The sequence below is a fragment of the uncultured Meiothermus sp. genome (genome assembly GCF_937863175.1).
Classification (GTDB): domain Bacteria; phylum Deinococcota; class Deinococci; order Deinococcales; family Thermaceae; genus Meiothermus.
This window is the reverse complement of sequence record NZ_CALMCQ010000400.1, coordinates 1-16,137: the sequence shown is the minus strand read 5'-3', so window position 1 is coordinate 16,137 and position 16,137 is coordinate 1. Positions and strand designations below refer to the sequence as shown.

General features: G+C 59.4%; 12 protein-coding genes. 5 read left to right on the top strand and 7 right to left on the bottom strand.

Annotated elements, in window-relative coordinates; translation table 11 throughout:
• The 6 genes from Q0288_RS15015 to Q0288_RS14990 all read right to left on the bottom strand — a co-directional run.
• Positions 1–874: molybdopterin-dependent oxidoreductase (locus Q0288_RS15015; protein ID WP_299432106.1), on the bottom strand; the 874-nt coding region annotated here is incomplete at its 3' end.
• Between the two features lie 133 nt (positions 875–1,007).
• Positions 1,008–2,639, bottom strand: coding sequence for a DNA mismatch repair endonuclease MutL (mutL, locus tag Q0288_RS15010; protein ID WP_299432103.1), 1,632 nt, complete (start codon positions 2,637–2,639; stop codon positions 1,008–1,010).
• Positions 2,636–2,863 (bottom strand): hypothetical protein, encoded by a 228-nt coding sequence (locus Q0288_RS15005; protein ID WP_299432100.1) that lies wholly within the window; start codon positions 2,861–2,863, stop codon positions 2,636–2,638. Before Q0288_RS15005 ends, mutL begins: the two co-directional genes overlap by 4 nt.
• 25 nt (positions 2,864–2,888) lie before the next feature.
• Positions 2,889–5,432, bottom strand: coding sequence for a DNA mismatch repair protein MutS (gene mutS, locus Q0288_RS15000; RefSeq protein ID WP_299432097.1), 2,544 nt, complete (start codon positions 5,430–5,432; stop codon positions 2,889–2,891).
• A 38-nt stretch (positions 5,433–5,470) separates the two neighbouring features.
• Positions 5,471–6,322, bottom strand: coding sequence for a hypothetical protein (locus Q0288_RS14995; RefSeq protein ID WP_299432094.1), 852 nt, complete (start codon positions 6,320–6,322; stop codon positions 5,471–5,473).
• 7 nt (positions 6,323–6,329) lie between these two features.
• Positions 6,330–6,842, bottom strand: a complete 513-nt coding sequence (locus Q0288_RS14990) for a molybdenum cofactor biosynthesis protein B (RefSeq protein ID WP_299432091.1) — start codon at positions 6,840–6,842, stop codon at positions 6,330–6,332.
• Positions 6,843–6,930: 88 nt separating this feature from the next.
• Between Q0288_RS14990 and Q0288_RS14985 the strand changes: the two genes are divergently transcribed.
• On the top strand, positions 6,931–7,470 hold the full coding sequence (locus tag Q0288_RS14985) for a Uma2 family endonuclease (protein ID WP_299432088.1): 540 nt from the start codon (positions 6,931–6,933) through the stop codon (positions 7,468–7,470).
• A gap of 69 nt (positions 7,471–7,539) precedes the next feature.
• On the opposite strand, the gene gyrA is transcribed toward Q0288_RS14985, so the two are convergent.
• Positions 7,540–9,960, bottom strand: a complete 2,421-nt coding sequence (gene gyrA / locus Q0288_RS14980) for a DNA gyrase subunit A (RefSeq protein WP_299432085.1) — start codon at positions 9,958–9,960, stop codon at positions 7,540–7,542.
• Positions 9,961–10,238: 278 nt separating this feature from the next.
• On the opposite strand from gyrA, the gene Q0288_RS14975 reads away from it, so the two are divergent.
• From Q0288_RS14975 to Q0288_RS14960, 4 genes are all read left to right on the top strand, one after another.
• On the top strand, positions 10,239–11,675 hold the full coding sequence (locus Q0288_RS14975; RefSeq protein WP_299432082.1) for a DUF3360 family protein: 1,437 nt from the start codon (positions 10,239–10,241) through the stop codon (positions 11,673–11,675).
• Positions 11,676–12,154: 479 nt separating this feature from the next.
• The gene (locus tag Q0288_RS14970) at positions 12,155–14,260 is read left to right on the top strand and encodes an AAA family ATPase (protein ID WP_299432079.1); all 2,106 of its coding nucleotides are present in this window, start codon (positions 12,155–12,157) and stop codon (positions 14,258–14,260) included.
• Between the two features lie 120 nt (positions 14,261–14,380).
• A complete protein-coding gene (locus Q0288_RS14965) occupies positions 14,381–14,857 on the top strand; it encodes a cupin domain-containing protein (RefSeq protein ID WP_299432076.1) in 477 nt (158 codons plus the stop codon).
• Between the two features lie 189 nt (positions 14,858–15,046).
• Positions 15,047–16,137, top strand: a 1,091-nt coding sequence (locus tag Q0288_RS14960; protein WP_299432073.1) for a DUF4331 family protein, incomplete at its 3' end; no start/stop codon positions are given.

Genomic DNA, 16,137 nt, shown 5'->3' with positions numbered 1-16,137 from the left:
GGGTGTAGTTGTAGCGGCTGCCGGGTGTGGTGGGCAGGATGGGCAGGTTCTGGCCGGGCAAGAAAGGCACCCGGTAGCGGGGTATTTGCTCGGCACTGGTGCTTTCGGTAGCAGTGAAGTCCACCTTAGCCAACCACTTGACGTTCGCAACACCGAAAGTGCCGGGGGCCACGAACCGGAGTGGGCCCCCATGTACGGCTGGAAGGGGCTCCCCGTTCATTCCCAGTGCCAGCATGGCATGATCAAAAACGCTGATGGGGAAGCTTTTTTCAAAAGGCGCAGCGCCGCCTTGTGTCGAGGCATTCATGGTAATGAAGCGGGCGTTATCCCGCAGCCTGACTCCCCTGGCCTCGAGCAGCGTTTTAAGCGAGACTCCCCGCCAGGTGACCTGGGCGATACCTCCAAAAGTCCAGGGGTTGCCCGAGGGGCGGGGGGTGAAAAAGGTGCGTCCGTTACCCGAGCAAGGTATTACGGTGGTCACCTCGGTTTGCGGCAGCCTGGAAAGCTCCTCTACGGTAATTCGGAAGGGGGCATCTATCAGACCGCCAATCTCTGCCGCCCAGGCAGGCTGTACGTTGGGCTCGGTGGTGTTAAGACCGGGCAGGTCAATGTTGTTGCGAACAAACATGTTGGCCTTGGTGGTAATACGTTCCGACCGCAGGATTTCCAGGGTGGACTCCAACACCACGGGTCTGGAAGAAAGCACTACCAGCCGGGCATTCTTGCCCCGCACCACCTGATCGGCAGTGGCCTGGGGCTGGGCTGTTCCCCACCCCATCATCCCCACCGCAGCCCCAGCAACGGCGGTCTTCTTCAAAAAGGTTCTGCGATCCATTTCCTCCTGCAGCATCACGTCGTTATCCTGCTCGCGCATGTAAGCCTCCCTGATGATTCGAACTTGATTTTTGCTATTCTTTCAGCTAATCGGACTTGAATATGTGAGATGAGCTAATGTTACACTGTAACTACCGGTATACCCAGGAGAGGTATTGGGGCGTCCACGGGCACTATATTTCTTCAACCCTCGAGCGCTCCACAGCCCGGATTCCGCGCCGCCCAAAACGCCGGGCCAGCTCCAATTCGCCCATCACCAGCACCGTGGGTCGCCCGTGGGGGCAGACCCAGGGTAGTTCACACTCAGCCAGGGTATCCAGCAGAGCCTGGGCCGATGCATTGGAAAGTGGATGCCCGGCCTTGATGGCGGGCAAACAGGCCAGCCGGGCCAGCACATTGCGCCAGGCCTCGGTAAAGCTGGGTGTTCCCAGGCTTCCTTTCACCACCTCGGGGATGAGCGAGGGGTGTCCAATCAGGAAAGCTGGAATGCTACGAATGCGGTATTTGCCGGGGCCAAAGGGTTCCAGCAGCACCCCGGCCTGCTCGAGCTGCTCGGCTCGCTCGGCAAAGTTTAACTCTTCGCCCAGGCTCAGCGAGACCAGCTCGGGATGCGGTAGTTCAAGGGGCGGATCCTGGCGGTAGCGGCGCGAGAGCTCCTCGTAGAGAATCCGTTCGTGGGCGGCGTGCTGATCCACCACGTAGAGTTCATCACCCGACTCCGCCAGCAGGTACAGCTCGCGAAAGCTGCCCAGACAACGCAAGCGGGGAAAGCTGGCCCGCAGCACTGGAGAAGGGCCGGTCATGGGGACGGGCTCGGGCAAGGCACGGGCCAACGGGTGGGCCGAGAGCAGGTTCTGCACAGCCTGGGAAACAAAACTCAAAATCGGCTCGGGCCGGATCAGCTTGACCCTGGACTTGTCGGGCGAGGTGTTGACCAGCAGGTGCTCGGCAGGGATGTCCAGGTTCAGCACCCCCACCGGAAACTGTCCGTGGGGCAAAAGCTCCTTGTAAGCTGCCAGCACTGCCTGCAACAGATACTCGGGCCACTCTACTGGGCGGCCACCCAGGGCCAGCAGCAAGCGGTCGCGGCGTGGGCGTGACAGCTCGGGGCGCGAGAGCAGGCCCGAAAGCTTGAAAGAACCATCGCTCTGCTCCATGGACAGCAAACGATTGGCCACCACCGAGCCCCACAACAGTTTGGCGGCCTCCGTGAAGCCACCCCCGGCGTGGGCGATTTTCTCTTCGCCATCCATCGCCAACCGTAGCGAAATTTCTGGGCGATGCAGCAGGTAGCGTGAGACCAGATGCACCACCTTGCGCCCTTCGGAGGCAGGGGCCTCCAGAGCGTTCCTCCGTGCGGGCAGGTGACTGAAGAGGGTCGTCACTTCGACCCTGCTGCCTGCTGGGGCCGGGTGCTCTTGGAGTTCAACTTCGTTCTGAAAAGCGGTTAGGGTTGCACCGCCCAACTGCTGTGCAGGCCTCGAGGTGAGTCGCACTCGGGCGGCCTGGCGGATGGCCCACAAACCTTCTCCACGAAAGCCAAGCGTGGCGATGTGTTGCAGGTCGGTGAGCTTGCTGGTGGTGTGCTGCTCCAGCGCCAGGGCTAATTCTTCTTTGGGAGTGCCCACCCCGTTGTCGCCAACCACAATTCGGTCCAGCCCGCCCCCCCACAGCTCGAGGTGTAGCCGGGTAGCCCCTGCATCCAGCGCATTCTCCAGCAACTCTCTAACCACATCGGCGGGGCTCGAGACCACCTCGCCGGCTGCAATCTCGCGGATCAGTTCGGGGGACAGTTTGCGGATCATAACTTGTTTCGCGCGCTCTGCCGAGTAAACCAGGCCAGGTAGAGCGCCAGGATCGAACCCACCAAGGCCAGCACCAGAAAGGGAACCTCAACCCCGTAGGGGTGGCCTAAAAGCCTCCACAGCCCCTCCCATACCAGCCCGAACGCTAGCGTGTAGGCTGCGTAGCGCAGGTTGCGCTGTACCAGCCAGCGGAAACTCCCACCCCGGTTCATGCTTCCTGCCATTCCACCCCTCAAGCCCCTTCTCCTGCTATGCGTTCCCTGCCTTCACCACATCGCTGGATAGGCCTTTGAGTAATTCTTGCAGCTTTCGCAAGAACAAAAGTGCATCCAGGGGGCTGGTGCGCGAGAGGTCAAGCTCTAGAAGCTCTTCCAGCACTTCCCTGGACAACCCCTTCTGGCTGGCCTCGAGCCCGACCATCACCGCTCTGGCCCGCAGCAAGACCTCTTTAGGAAGGCCGGCCAGCCGGGCCACTTCCAGTCCATAGCTCTTGCTGGCAGGCCCCGGCAATACCTGATGGTAAAAAACCAACCCGCCAGCCTCCTCTCTGGCGGCGACGTGGGCGTTGCGAGCTGCGGCCATGCGCTCCGGCAACGCGGTGAGTTCAAAATAGTGGGTTGCAAAAAGCGTGTAAGCCCGCACCTGGTTGTGCAGGTGCTCGCAGGCGGCCCAGGCCAGCGCCAGGCCGTCGTAGGTGCTGGTGCCACGCCCAATTTCGTCCAGGAGTACCAGGCTCCTGGCAGTGGCGTTTTGCAGAATGGTAGCCAGCTCGTCCATCTCCACCATGAAAGTGCTGCGCCCGCCCGCGATGTCATCTGAGGCCCCGATGCGGGTGTAGATGCGGTCGAAGATGGGCAGCGTGGCCGACTCTGCCGGCACAAAAGAGCCAGTCTGGCCCAGCAAGGCAATCAGGGCTGTCTGGCGTAAATAAGTAGACTTCCCGGCCATGTTTGGCCCGGTCAGGATCAGGAGCCGCGCCGAAGGGTTTATGGACAGGTCGTTGGGGATAAACAGACTGCTGCGTTCCACCACCGGATGCCGTCCTGCCTGGATCGAGAGTTCGCCGTCGGTGGAAAATCGTGGACGGTTGTAGCCATACTCCACCGCGGCCTCTGCCAGCGCTGCATACACGTCCAGCTCAGCCAGAACCTGGGCCGTCTGGCGTACCTCATCGGCAGCCCTGGCCACGTTTTCGCGTAACTCCAGAAACACGGCGTACTCACGTTTGATGGCTTCGGTTTCGGCTTGCAGGATTTTGCGCTCCTGCTCCTTAAGTTCGGGGGTGCTGAAGCGCATGCGGTCTTTGAGAGTCTGGAGCGCTCGCCAATCTTCTGGAACCAGGGCATAGTGAGGGCGGGTGACCTCGAGGTAATAGCCAAAGACCGCATTGTAACCCACCTTGAGGTTGGGGATGCGGGTCTTCTCGCGCTCGTCGGTTTCCAGCTGTGCAATCCATGTGCGCCCTTCCTCAGCCCGGTGGCGCAGCTCGTCGAGTTCGGGATCGAAGCCCTCCCGGATCAGGCCCCCATCGGTGATTTTGAACGGGGGATCCAGCACCAGTGCGGTGGCAATTTGCTCGGTCACATCCATCAGACCGGGCAGGCGCTCGAGCAAGCCCTGAAGTGGCCCAAAACCATGCAGCAACCCCGCGAGTTCCGGTAACAGCGAGAGGCTGCGTTGCAAGGCCGATAGGTCACGGGCACTGGCTCTTCCTGCCAGTAAACGGGCCGCGAGGCGTTCCAGATCGTGCATCCGGTATAGAATTTTGCGCACTTCGGTTCGCAGCACCCCGTCGCGCACCAGTGCGTCTACCGCATCCAGCCGGGCCTGTAAAGGGGCTTCCTCCACCAGCGGATGCCGCAACCAGGCCCGCAACAAGCGCCGACCTGGCGCGGTGCGGGTCAGGCCCAGCACCCCCATCAGGGTGCGCTCCTCGCTGCGATCCCCCACCGAACTCGGCTCATAAATTTCCAAAGTCCGCAGGGTAGACTCGCTTATTTGCATAAAGGCGTTGGGGTCATGGCGCACAAAGCTCCGCACCTGCGGGAGCCCGTTTTCCTGCACCCGCAGCGCATAGGCCAGGACGGCTCCTGCGGAACGCTTCAGCGCAGGGTGGTCTAAACCTGCGGGCAATGGGTCGAACTGCGCTTCCAGGGCTGCTACCCCCGACCGGCCCTCGAAACCCTCCTCCGACATCATCACCGGAAAGCGTCGCTGGAACTCCTGCAAGAACTCTGCATTGCGATAAAGCTCCGGTGCCAGCAGCACCTCCGCAGGCCGGAAGCGAAATAGCTCATCGTAAAGGGCACTCTTGCCATAGAGCACGGTTCCACGAAACTCCCCAGTGGAAATATCCAGCAAAGCCAGACCGTAGCCATCTCCAGTACTGAGCGCGGCCAGATAGTTGGCCTCCGGTTTGAGCAGGTTCTCGCGCATCACCGTGCCAGGCGTGAGGAGTTGCGTTACCTCGCGCCGTACCAGCTTGTCCGACTCTTCGGCCAGTTCCATCTGGTCGGCCACCGCCACCCGAAAGCCCTGCTTCAAGAGCCGTTCGAGGTGTACGTCCACCGAGCGCACAGGAATTCCTGCCATCGGAGTGGTGAAATCCCTGGCGGTTTTGTGTGTAAGGGCCAGATTCAAGGCCCGAGAAAAGCGCTCGGCATCCTCGCCAAAGGTCTCGTAAAAGTCGCCCACCTGAAAGAGCAGCAAATAGTCGGGGTAGGCATCCCGTAGCTCGACGTACTGCTCAAGCAAAGGCGGTAGGGGGCCAGGCCCCTGGCCCTTGAGGGTCATAGGCATATGCTAAACGCTTCCGGGCCAGAGTAAAGGGGCTATATAAGCCCTTCCTCTTTTGCCATCATATAAACGTTTCTTTCGGCGCTATCCAAGAAGTGAGCGTCAGTAATATGCTCACTCAATCGCAAAAAGTCACAAATTTCCTCAAGCTTTTGATCCTTGTTGCTGTATATGACTAGTACGAGCCGTTCTCTAATAGACAGTTGAGCCAGCAAAAGATTTTTGTATGGGCCGGTATTCTCGACAGGAGCTTCCCGCAAGAGAATAGTCCCTAAATGAAGAGTGTCTACATACGACTGAAGCCACATCAAGGAATGATTCATAGAGATCGGGATAGCATCTTTTAGCGAGAGTGGTAACGAATTTTTATCAACCTGGAAGCTTACCGTTGGTTGTGGTTCAGTATTCGCGAAATGTCGAGAAGGGGAAACCAACTCGCTAAAATCGACAATAAGGCTGAGAAAGAACATTTGACCTTGTTGCGAACCATGCTTTGTGTCGCCAATCAGATTCCTGGCCGTATCTTGAAAAGTCCTCAGGACTCTAAAAAAAGAACTCTCGAACTGAAGCTTGCTGGTGAGTTCGTTTTGAAGTTGAAGAGCTTCTTTTTGCCCGCTGAGCTCTTTTCGGGTCATTGCCAGCTCTTGTCGTTGTAGACTTAGTTCCCGGCGCTGAAGCAAAATTGTGTAGATTAGAACAGTAAAAGCAAGCCCAGAAAACAGTGTATTGAGGGTTCCAAAGGCATTGCCAAAATTGCTTGCTTTCTCCCAGTTCCCAAAGAGCGAAAACGCGATAACCCCGAACAGAACAGTAATCAGCAGAATCCCTAGGATTGATACATAAAGTGGAACCAGTGAACTTTCACGACTTTTGCTATCTTCTTTCACGCTCTCATTATCGCGCAACTTCCCAGGCCAGGTGTTCCAACTCTGGCTTGATCAGCTTTTCCCAGGCCACCATCACGGCGTTGGGAGATCCCGGAGTGGAGATTACCACCTTTTTGCGGTAGGTTCCGGCAGTAGCACGGGAGAGCATCGCTGCGGCCCCTACCTCGCTGTAGGAGAGCATCCGAAACAGTTCGCCAAACCCCGGCATGGGTTTCTCGATTTTGCGGGCCAGCACATCATAGGTGGTGTCGCGGGGGGCGATACCGGTGCCGCCGTTGAACAGGATAATTTGTGCCCCGGTGTTCACCATGTCATCCAGGGCCAGCGCCACCTGGTCAGGCTCGTCCTTAATGATGCGGTAGCCTACGATCTTGTGCCCCATCGCCTCGATCTCGGGGGCCAGGTAGTGGTAGTTGGTATCGGTCTCGGGGGTGCGGGTGTCGGAGGCGGTGACGATGGCAAGCGCCACCGGCCCCCTGGACTTGGCGATCTCCTTGTGCTTGTCGGTGCTCTCGGACATGGCGCTATTCTACGCCGCCGCCCGACCAGAGGAGGGTGGGGCAGGGGGGATTCAGACCTCACTTTCAGGGTTCATCTATACTGTTTCTATGATTCACCCGGTGAAGTTCACGGTGGACGACCTCGATAACTTCCCCGACGACGGGAAGCGCCGGGAAATTGTTGAAGGAGAACTCTACGTGTCGCCGTCCCCTAGCCGTCATCACCAACGCATTTTGCGCCGTTTGACGTTCAGAGTCGAAAGCTACCTTCAACGGAACCCCGTTGGAGAGGTCTTCTTCGCCCCCTTCGACGTGCGCTTCTCGCTCAACGACGGGGTGCAGCCGGATCTGATTTACGTCGCTAACGAGCACGCCGACCTGGTTACCGACAGAGGCGTTTATGGCTCGCCCGACTGGGTGGTGGAAATCTTATCGCCCAGCAACCGCGACTACGACCTGCAGACCAAGCGCCGCATGTATCAGAAATATGGTGTGCGGCTTTACTGGGTGATTGATCCTGCCGAACGGTGCATATACGCCTGGGACGATAACAAGGAAGAGCCCGTGAAATACTCTGACGACGACACTGCCGAGGTGCCGTTGCTGCCAGGGCTGTGCTTTGTAGTGCCCGAGCTGACCGCCTTGTAGGGACTGAGCAAAAATCTTGCGTGGGACAGAGAATTCCTAGCCCTGGATAGTTCTGTAGGGAAAAGCGCTTTAGTCCTGCGGCGCGATCACGAAGGCCGAGGCCATCTCATCTTTTTCGCTCAGGTTCATCACCTTGACGCCGCTGGTGGCCCGTCCGTACTGTGAGATACTGGAAACCTTGGTGCGGATGGCGATGCCCCGGCGCGAGAGCACCAGCAGGTCTTCGTCGCCCTGCACGCGCATCAGCGCACCCAACTGCCCTACCTTTTCGTTGGTGTTGAAGGTGATAACACCCATGCCACCCCGGCCTTGCAAGGGGTATTCGGAAACCGAGGTGCGCTTGCCGTAGCCGTAAGTCCCCACCGCCAGTACCTCACCCTCTTCGCCCCTGGGCAGAATTACCAGCGAAACCACCCGGTCGTGGCGGCCTTCTTTGAAGCGGATGCCCGTTACGCCCTGGGTGGCCCGCCCAGTGGCGCGCACATCGGAGAGTTTAAAGCGGATGGCCTGGCCGCTAAGGGTGGCCAGCATGGCCTGGTCGTCTTCCTGGGCAATAGCCACCCCAATTAACGCATCGTGCTCCACCAAATTGATGGCGATCAGACCCGCGCTCGAGAGGTTCTGGTACTCCTTGATTTCGGTGCGCTTGATCAGACCGTCCCTGGTAGCAAAGACAAAATAGCCCTCCTGGGTCAGGTCGCGCACGTTCAGCAAGGCTGCGACCTCCTCGCCCTCGACCAGCGGTAGCAGGCTGACCACGTGGGTTCCCCGGGCCTGGCGGCTGGCCTCGGGCAGCTCGTGGACTTTCTCGCCGTAAACCCGGCCCCGGTTGGTGAAGATCAGCAGGGTGTCGTGCATGGAGGCCACAAACACCGAGATAGCCTCGTCTTCTTCCTTGGTTTTGCCGGCCTGGGCCCCCACGCCCCCGCGCCCTTGCGCACGGTAGGCCTCGAGTGGGGTGCGTTTCATGAAGCCCTGGCTGGTGAGGGTGATGACCATTTCTTCGTCTTCGATCAGGTCTTCAATGCTGAAGCCTTCTTCGAACTCGGTAATCTGGGTGCGACGCTGGTCGCCGTATTTTTTCTTGATATCCAGCAACTCGTTCTTGACCACCCGCCACAGCCTCTTCTGGTCGCCCAGAATGGCCTCGAGGCGACCAATCTCTTCCATCAGCTCGCGGTATTCGGACTGCAGCCGGTCGCGCTCGAGGCCCACCAACCGCTGCAACCGCATGTCCAGGATGGCCTGGGCCTGAATCTCGGTCAGGCTAAAGCGGCTCATTAGCCCACTGCGGGCTTCGGCGGCCTCCTGCGAAGCGCGAATCAGCGTGATTACCTCGTCAATATGGTCGAGTGCGATCAGCAGTCCTTCCAGAATATGAGCCCGCTCTTTAGCCTTGCGCAGATCGTACTCGGTGCGCTTGCGTACCACCTCGCCCCGATGCTCGAGGTAGTGGTGCATCATCTGTGGCAGGGTAAGCACCTTGGGCTCGCCATGCACAATCGCCAGCAGGTTGATGGTGAAGCTGGTCTGCAGGCGCGAGTGCTTGTACAGCTTGTTGAGTACCACCTGGGGGTTAGAGCCGCGCTTAAGTTCGATGGCAATACGCATACCCTGGCGGTCGGACTCATCGCGCAGGGCCGAGATTTCCTCAATCACCTTGTTGCGCACCAGGGCGGCGATCTGGGCGATCAGATCGGCCTTGTTGACCTGGTAGGGAATCTCGGTGAAGACCAGCATGGCCCGCCCATTTTTGTCCTCGTTGCGCACCCTGGCCCGCACCTTGAGACTGCCGCGCCCAGTGGAATAGGCTTCCTTGATGCCCCGGCGGGAAAGCTTGGCCCCAGTAGGAAAATCCGGCCCTGGCAGCACCTTCATAATCTCGTCCAGGGTCGCCTCAGGGTTATCAATCATCAGGGCCAGGGCATCAATGGTCTCGGAGAGGTTGTGAGGAGGCAGGCTGGTGGCCATCCCTACCGCAATGCCGGCTGCACCATTCACCAGCATGTTGGGCAGGGCAGAGGGCAGAACCTCGGGCTGTTCCTGGGTGCCGTCGTAGTTGGGCACCATCGGCACGGTGTCTTTGTCGAGGTCTTGCAGCATCTCGAGGCCCAGACTGGAGAGGCGGGCTTCAGTGTAGCGCGGGGCGGCGGGGGGGTCGTTGTCAATCGAGCCGAAGTTCCCCTGTCCGTCAATGAGGGCATAGCGCAGGCTCCAGTCCTGAGCCATGCGCACCATAGTGTCGTAGATGGCAGCGTCCCCGTGGGGGTGGTACTTACCCATGACCTCCCCTACGATTTTGGCGCTCTTGACGTGTTTGCGGCTGGGAAGCACACCGTCCTGGTAGGCTCCGTAAAGGATGCGCCGCTGCACCGGCTTGAGGCCATCGCGCACGTCGGGCAGAGCACGGTCCACGATGACCGACATGGCGTAGTTGATAAAACTTTGTTTTACCTCGTCCGTGATTTCAATGGGCAGAACTTGAGACATTCTTTCTCCTGGGCCTAATGGACACAAAAAAAGCGCTCGGAACGCGCTTATAAGCCAGCAGCATAGTATACCCTACCGGAGCGATTATGTCAAAAACATAATACTACTGGCTGGGACTATCCTCCCTGGATTAAGTCCCTGTTTTTTATTTAGTTTGGGCATAGTGGTTTTGTGACACGGTTCTGTGCTGCACACCGCCTTTCCAAGACACTCGCCCGGCCATGTGGGTGTACTCGAGGGTAAGAATAGGCGACCGAACCAGAAAGGAAGTCTTTGCTGTGACGGAGTACCAGAAGGCTCACCGAGCAGCTAGCGAGTTTGAGACTCGAGAGAAGTATCTCGAACACGAGCTAGAGATAACCCAGCCCAGGCCCTGGCGGCTTAACCTGCCGGGGAGAGACTACCGATTTGAGCCCGAGGACATTGTCCCGGCCATTTCGGGAACAATCGGAAAAATTGTGATGGTGACGGCGGTAGTGAGCACTTTTGCTGCCGGCTTCGGCCTCTCCAAAGAGTTCATTGCCGAGAACGTGCGCTACGAGTTGCTGATTGCAGCCATACTTTTCGTGATTCCAATTAGCGGATTTATCAACCCCAGAGCCAATCTGCCTGGAGTACACGGCCCCATGATTCCCCTGATCGGACTCATAATCATGGCCGGAGGCCACCCGTTAGCCCTCGGCATCCTGGTGGGGGTTTTTGGTCTAATTCTGGCCTTTTTCAAGGGGGGCTCGAGGCTGGCAAGTCTGACTGGAACCGGGGTAAGGGCAGGTCTGCTGATTATTCTGGGGGTGGTCGGGCTCCTGGCCCAGCTGGATGCCCTGAGAAAGTGGGCAGTGGGACTGGAACGTGAACTGATCTTCCTGGTTATCGTTGCTGCTACTATTCTGCTCTATGCCTATCTAGCCAGGATTGGCAAGCGCTGGCTGGCCATACCGCTGGCCTCTCTGGTAGCGGTGCTAGCCGCTCTTGGAATGGGAGCACCCTTCAAGTTTGTGAGCACCCCAGGAATTCCCAACCTGAACCCCTTCTACTGGTGGGGAAGCGAGACCGGCTGGATGCTTGGACTGCCTACTCTGGAACACTTTATAGCAGTGCTGCCCTTTGCCATCCTGGCCATTGCGATGTGGCCGCCAGACTTTCTGAGCCACCGGATTTTTCAGGAGATAAACTATCCCAAACGGGCTACCAGGAGCCTGATGGATATAGATGACACCATGATTGTCTGCTCCATCAGGCAGGCCGTTGGAAGCCTTCTGGGCGGAGGCAACCTGACCTCGTCCTGGGGAACCTATATGATTCCGGCGGCCATTGCCAGGCGACCCATTGCTGCGGGTGCGATCCTGACCGGGGTGGGATGTGCTACGGTGGCGATTCTGGGCTTCCCGATGGATCTGGCCAAGTGGGAGCCGGTGTTGCGGGTGGCCCTGATGGTCGGGGTATTCTTGCCGCTGCTCGAGGCTGGTATGGCCATGATCAGAACTACCAAGGACGCCGAAGGAGCGGGCATCTGCATTTTTGGCGCAGTTCTGGTCAATCCGGTTTTTGGCTGGGCACTCGCTATGGTACTCGATAACAGCGGGCTGATTGACCCCGAAAGAGGCCGTTCACTTCCGACGATAGACCGTTATATCATCCCCATCATCACCTTTCTGGTCGCCATCGGCGTGATGGCTTTGGTGGGACTGATACCGGGAATACCAGCGGTTTTGTGACCCGTAACCAGCCTTGAATAGCGGCGGTTTCAAGACAGATACCGCACACTCTTAGGGACAGCGAAAACCGCGATCAGGCTCTGGACTGCTACCCGGCCCTGGGCGGATCTCGCTGTGACGCTTCTACCGGGGCTCATCGAATATTATCTTCGCGAGTATCTCCCCGAAGGAATTTGCGCTACCCACAGAGCCGCGCCGAGGCAAACCCCCGAAGCGCACTGCGTAAAACCATTCTGAGACCGCCTTTGTCGCAGAAGCCGCCGTGCTCTACAGGTAAGCACGTAATGAGCAGCACCACCGATCCGATTCTGCGCTGCGCGGTGGGGAACCTGCCCTCAGGAACCAGGGGTTCAGAAGGATCACGGCCTTGTAAGGCTGGACGATCATTTACCCCCAAAACTTTCATGCGTAAGCACGCGGTGCCGTAGGAGCGTTTTCTGATGTAGTTCTGGTATAATCTGGCGATATTTTTGAATTGTATGCCTGAATCGCGCATGGGTTCTCAATCGCGGACTCTGGGTAGCCGGTTGCTGAACGCACGCCGCCGCCGTTTTGTGGGGCGGAAGGACGAGCAGGAGCTATTGCGGGTTGCGCTCAAGGAAGCCCTTTTGCCCTTTGCGCTCTTGCATGTGTACGGGCCAGGAGGGGTAGGGAAGACCGCTTTGCTGGGAGAGTTTGCTCGAGCGGCGGGGGAAGCAGGGATTGGCGTGGTTCAGCTCGATGCACGCAGTATTGACCCCTCGCCGGAGGGTTTCCTGCTGGCCCTGAGGCTGGGACTGGGCCTGGATGGAACAACCTCACCACTGGACTTCCTGTCGCGGCAGAGCCGTAGCTTGCTTATTCTGGATACCTATGAGAATTTGACCCCATTGGACGGCTGGTTGCGCGAGACTTTTTTACCCCAGTTACCCGAGAGCACTCTGGTGGTGCTTGCAGGGCGTAACCCGCCCAGCGCTGCCTGGCGCTCCGATACCGGCTGGCGTGACCTGATCCGCACCCTCAGCCTGCGCAACCTGCGGCCCGAAGAAAGCCGTGAATACTTGACCCGGCGTGGCGTAGCAGCAGCAAAGCATCAGGCCGTGCTGGACTTCACCCACGGACATCCCCTGGCCCTCTCGCTGGTAGCGGATGTGCTGGAACAGGGCTCGGGCGAGCTGGGCTTTGACCCGGGCAGCCAGCCAGATGTAGTGGCTGCTCTGCTTGAACGCTTCGTGCAGGAGGTACCCAGCCTGACCCACCGCCAGGCCCTCGAGGCCAGCGCACTGGTGCGGGTTACCACCGAAAGCCTGCTGGCCGAATGCCTGAACCTGGAAGATGCCCACCCTTACTTTGAATGGTTGCGTAAACTGTCTTTTATTCAGTCGGGGCCGGTAGGGATTTTTCCCCACGACCTGGCCCGGGAGGCACTGGAAGCAGATTTGCGCTGGCGCAACCCCGACTGGAACGCCGAGTTGCACCGGCGGGCGCGGGGCTACTACACCCGCCGCCTGCAAGAAACCCGTGGCTGGGAGCAGCAGCGCATCCTGTTTGACGATGTGTACCTGCACCGCCACAACCCCATGGTCAAGCCCTTTTTGGAATGGGGTGAAACCGGCAGTGTGTTTGGGGAGCGGGGCAAGCCGGAAGACCATGCGGCTGTTTTGGCAATGGTTGAGCAGCACGAGGGGGCCGAAGCTGCCAGGGTGGCTGCACGTTGGCTGCAGCTTCAACCGGAGGGGCTGACGGTTTACCGGGGGGTGGGGCCGCAACCGGCGGGCTTCATGCTGCTGTTGGGTTTGCACAAAGCCGGCCCGACCGACCGGGCCGCCGACCCGGTGGCCCAACGGCTATGGGATTACGCCCAGCGCCATGGGCCGGTGCGCCCCGGCGAGGAGGTCTTGCTGTTTCGGTTCTGGATGGCCGCCAGTGACTATCAGTCCGTTTCGCCGGTGCAGAGTGTGGTGTTTCTCAATGCCGCTCAGCACTACATCTCCAGCCCCAGGCTGGCCTGGTCGTTTTTTACGGTCTCCAATCCAGACTTCTGGCTGCCTGCTTTTGCCTACATGGACATTCACCATGCCAGCGAGGTGGATCATGTCTCGGGAACACATTCCATCGGGGTTTTTGCCCACGACTGGCGCAAGCAGCCGGTTGCAGCCTGGCTCGAGATGCTGGGCGAGCGCGAGCTGGCTACCGAGCTGGATCCTGCCGAGCTGCAAAGCCACCGCCCCGTGCCCCTGGTGGTGCTTTCCCAACCCGAGTTCGAGGAAGCGGTGAAGAACGCTTTGCGCGATTTTGTGCGCCCCGATGCGCTGGCACAAAACCCCTTGCTGCGCTCGAGGTTGCTGCCCGAACCCACCCCCAAAGCCCTGCGCGGGGCGTTGTGGGAGGCGGCTCAGACCCTCAAAGCCAGCCCCAAAGACGAGAAGCTCTACCGTGCCCTGGAGCGCACCTACCTCGAGCCTGCTGCAACCCAGGAACTGGCAGCCGAGTTGCTGGGCCTGCCCTTTTCCACCTACCGGCGGCATCTGGTGGGGGCTGTCGAGCGGGTGGTCAAACTACTGTGGCGGCGCGAATTGTCGGGGCCGGCTTCGAGCAGTGAATAGTTTTTGGACTGTCCTGTGAATACCTGATTGCTGCATGCTGCAAGGGAGCCGGGGTGCAGAGTGTAAGAAGCAGCCTTTACCTGGGGCCGACAACGCTTATGATGCGCCCAGCTATCGGATATGAGTCTCCAGATTCCAGACCTCGAGCGCTGCTACTGGTGCGCAGGGTTGTTTTTGCAGTTTTTGGCTGAGTCGGGCGATACCGATGGAAGCTACACCCTTATTGATAGCGTGATTCGAAAGGGTACCGAACCCCCGCCTCACGTGCACACCTTTGAAGACGAAGAACTGTTCCTGCTCGAGGGCCAGCTGCGCTACCGCTTTGCCTCTGCCGGCGGCGGCTGGACGGAGGGAGTGCTGAACCCCGGTGAGTTTGTGCTGTTGTCCCGTCAACGAGAGCATTATTTTGAATGCCTGACCCCACAGGTACGGCTGCTGGTGCGGCTTTCGCCTGGAGGTTTGGAGCAAGCCTTCAAAGACTTTGGGGTGGCTGTTACCGACTCACTGCTGCCTCCCCCCCCCGAAGCGGTACCTGAATTGGAGACGATTGCCCGCATTTTCGAGGAGCGCGGGGTGTATTTCGTACCGCCGAAGTAACTGCTTAGGTTGATCCCGCCAGGTGCGGGGTGGGGTGAGTATTTTTTAGCCTGGGAAATGAGCAACCCCTGGTCATAGGCTACCCCTGCTTCGGGGATGCATGGGTTTTACACCCCTGTCACACCTCGAGGATTACAACAGGTTCAGACCTATATAAAGAATTGCAGGGTCTGAGCACAGGGAGAGGGTATGAGAAAGTTCAAGTTGCTACTTGCAGGTGCAGTGCTGGCCCTCGGGGCGCTGGGAGCAGGGGTTTACCTGTCCACCGCTACGGCCTCCGACCACGACGATGGCGAGAACGACATGAAGGCCCGGTCGCTTAACCTCACCGACCTCTATGTCTTCCGCGAGCAAGACCAGAAACCCGGTGCTCCGGCGGGCAACCTCGTTTTTATAGTGAACACCAACCCCCGCTCGCTGGCCCGGCAGCAGTACCACTTCTCGACCGGCGCCCGCTACGAGGTCAGGTTCAGCCGGGTGCAGGACAAGGATGCCATGGCGACAGGTGAGGTGGACGGCTTTTTCCGCTTCGAGTTCGGAGCACCAGACCGCACCGGGCGCCAGCCCATCACCATCACGGCCAGCCGGGCCGGGCTGACCCGCGTTGTCCGTACCACCACCACCAACCAGCCCATCGTTACCACCCCGTTGGGCGGTGCGGCCCGCCCCACCCTTAATGAAGTGCGCCTGGACAACGGCACGGTTACGGTGTTTGCAGGTCTGCGCGAAGATCCCTTCTTCTTTGACGTGGAGCAGTTCTTCCGTGTGCGGGCGGGTTTGGCGGGCCTTGGCCCTAGCGTGGGCTTCCGGGCCCCCGGCTACGACTTTACTGCCGGGTATAACGTGAACACCATTGCGGTGCGGGCACCGCTCGAGTGGATTCAGTCCGGCTCTATCGCCACCACCTTCGACTTCTGGATCACCATCTCGGTGCCCAACCCTGCCAAACCCGGTGAGTGGATGCAGATCGAGCGCCTGGCCCGCCCCGCCGTCAACGAGGGCTTGCTGCTGACCAACGACTACCTCAACACCCTCAATGCCGTCGGCCCCGACTTTGAAGCGGCTGTGCTGAAGGGCGACAAGGCCGCGGGTGAAGCTGCGGCCCCCATCCTCGCCGAAGTTTCTACCGTGCTCAAGCTGCTGGGCAATGACCAGAACCGCATCAATGCCCTGCTGGGGGCCTTCCTGCCCGACGTGATGCGGATTGATGTGACCGGCCCCTCCGGCTACGCCAACGCCCTCAACAAGCTGGGCAGCCCCATCCGGGGTCGCTTAATTAA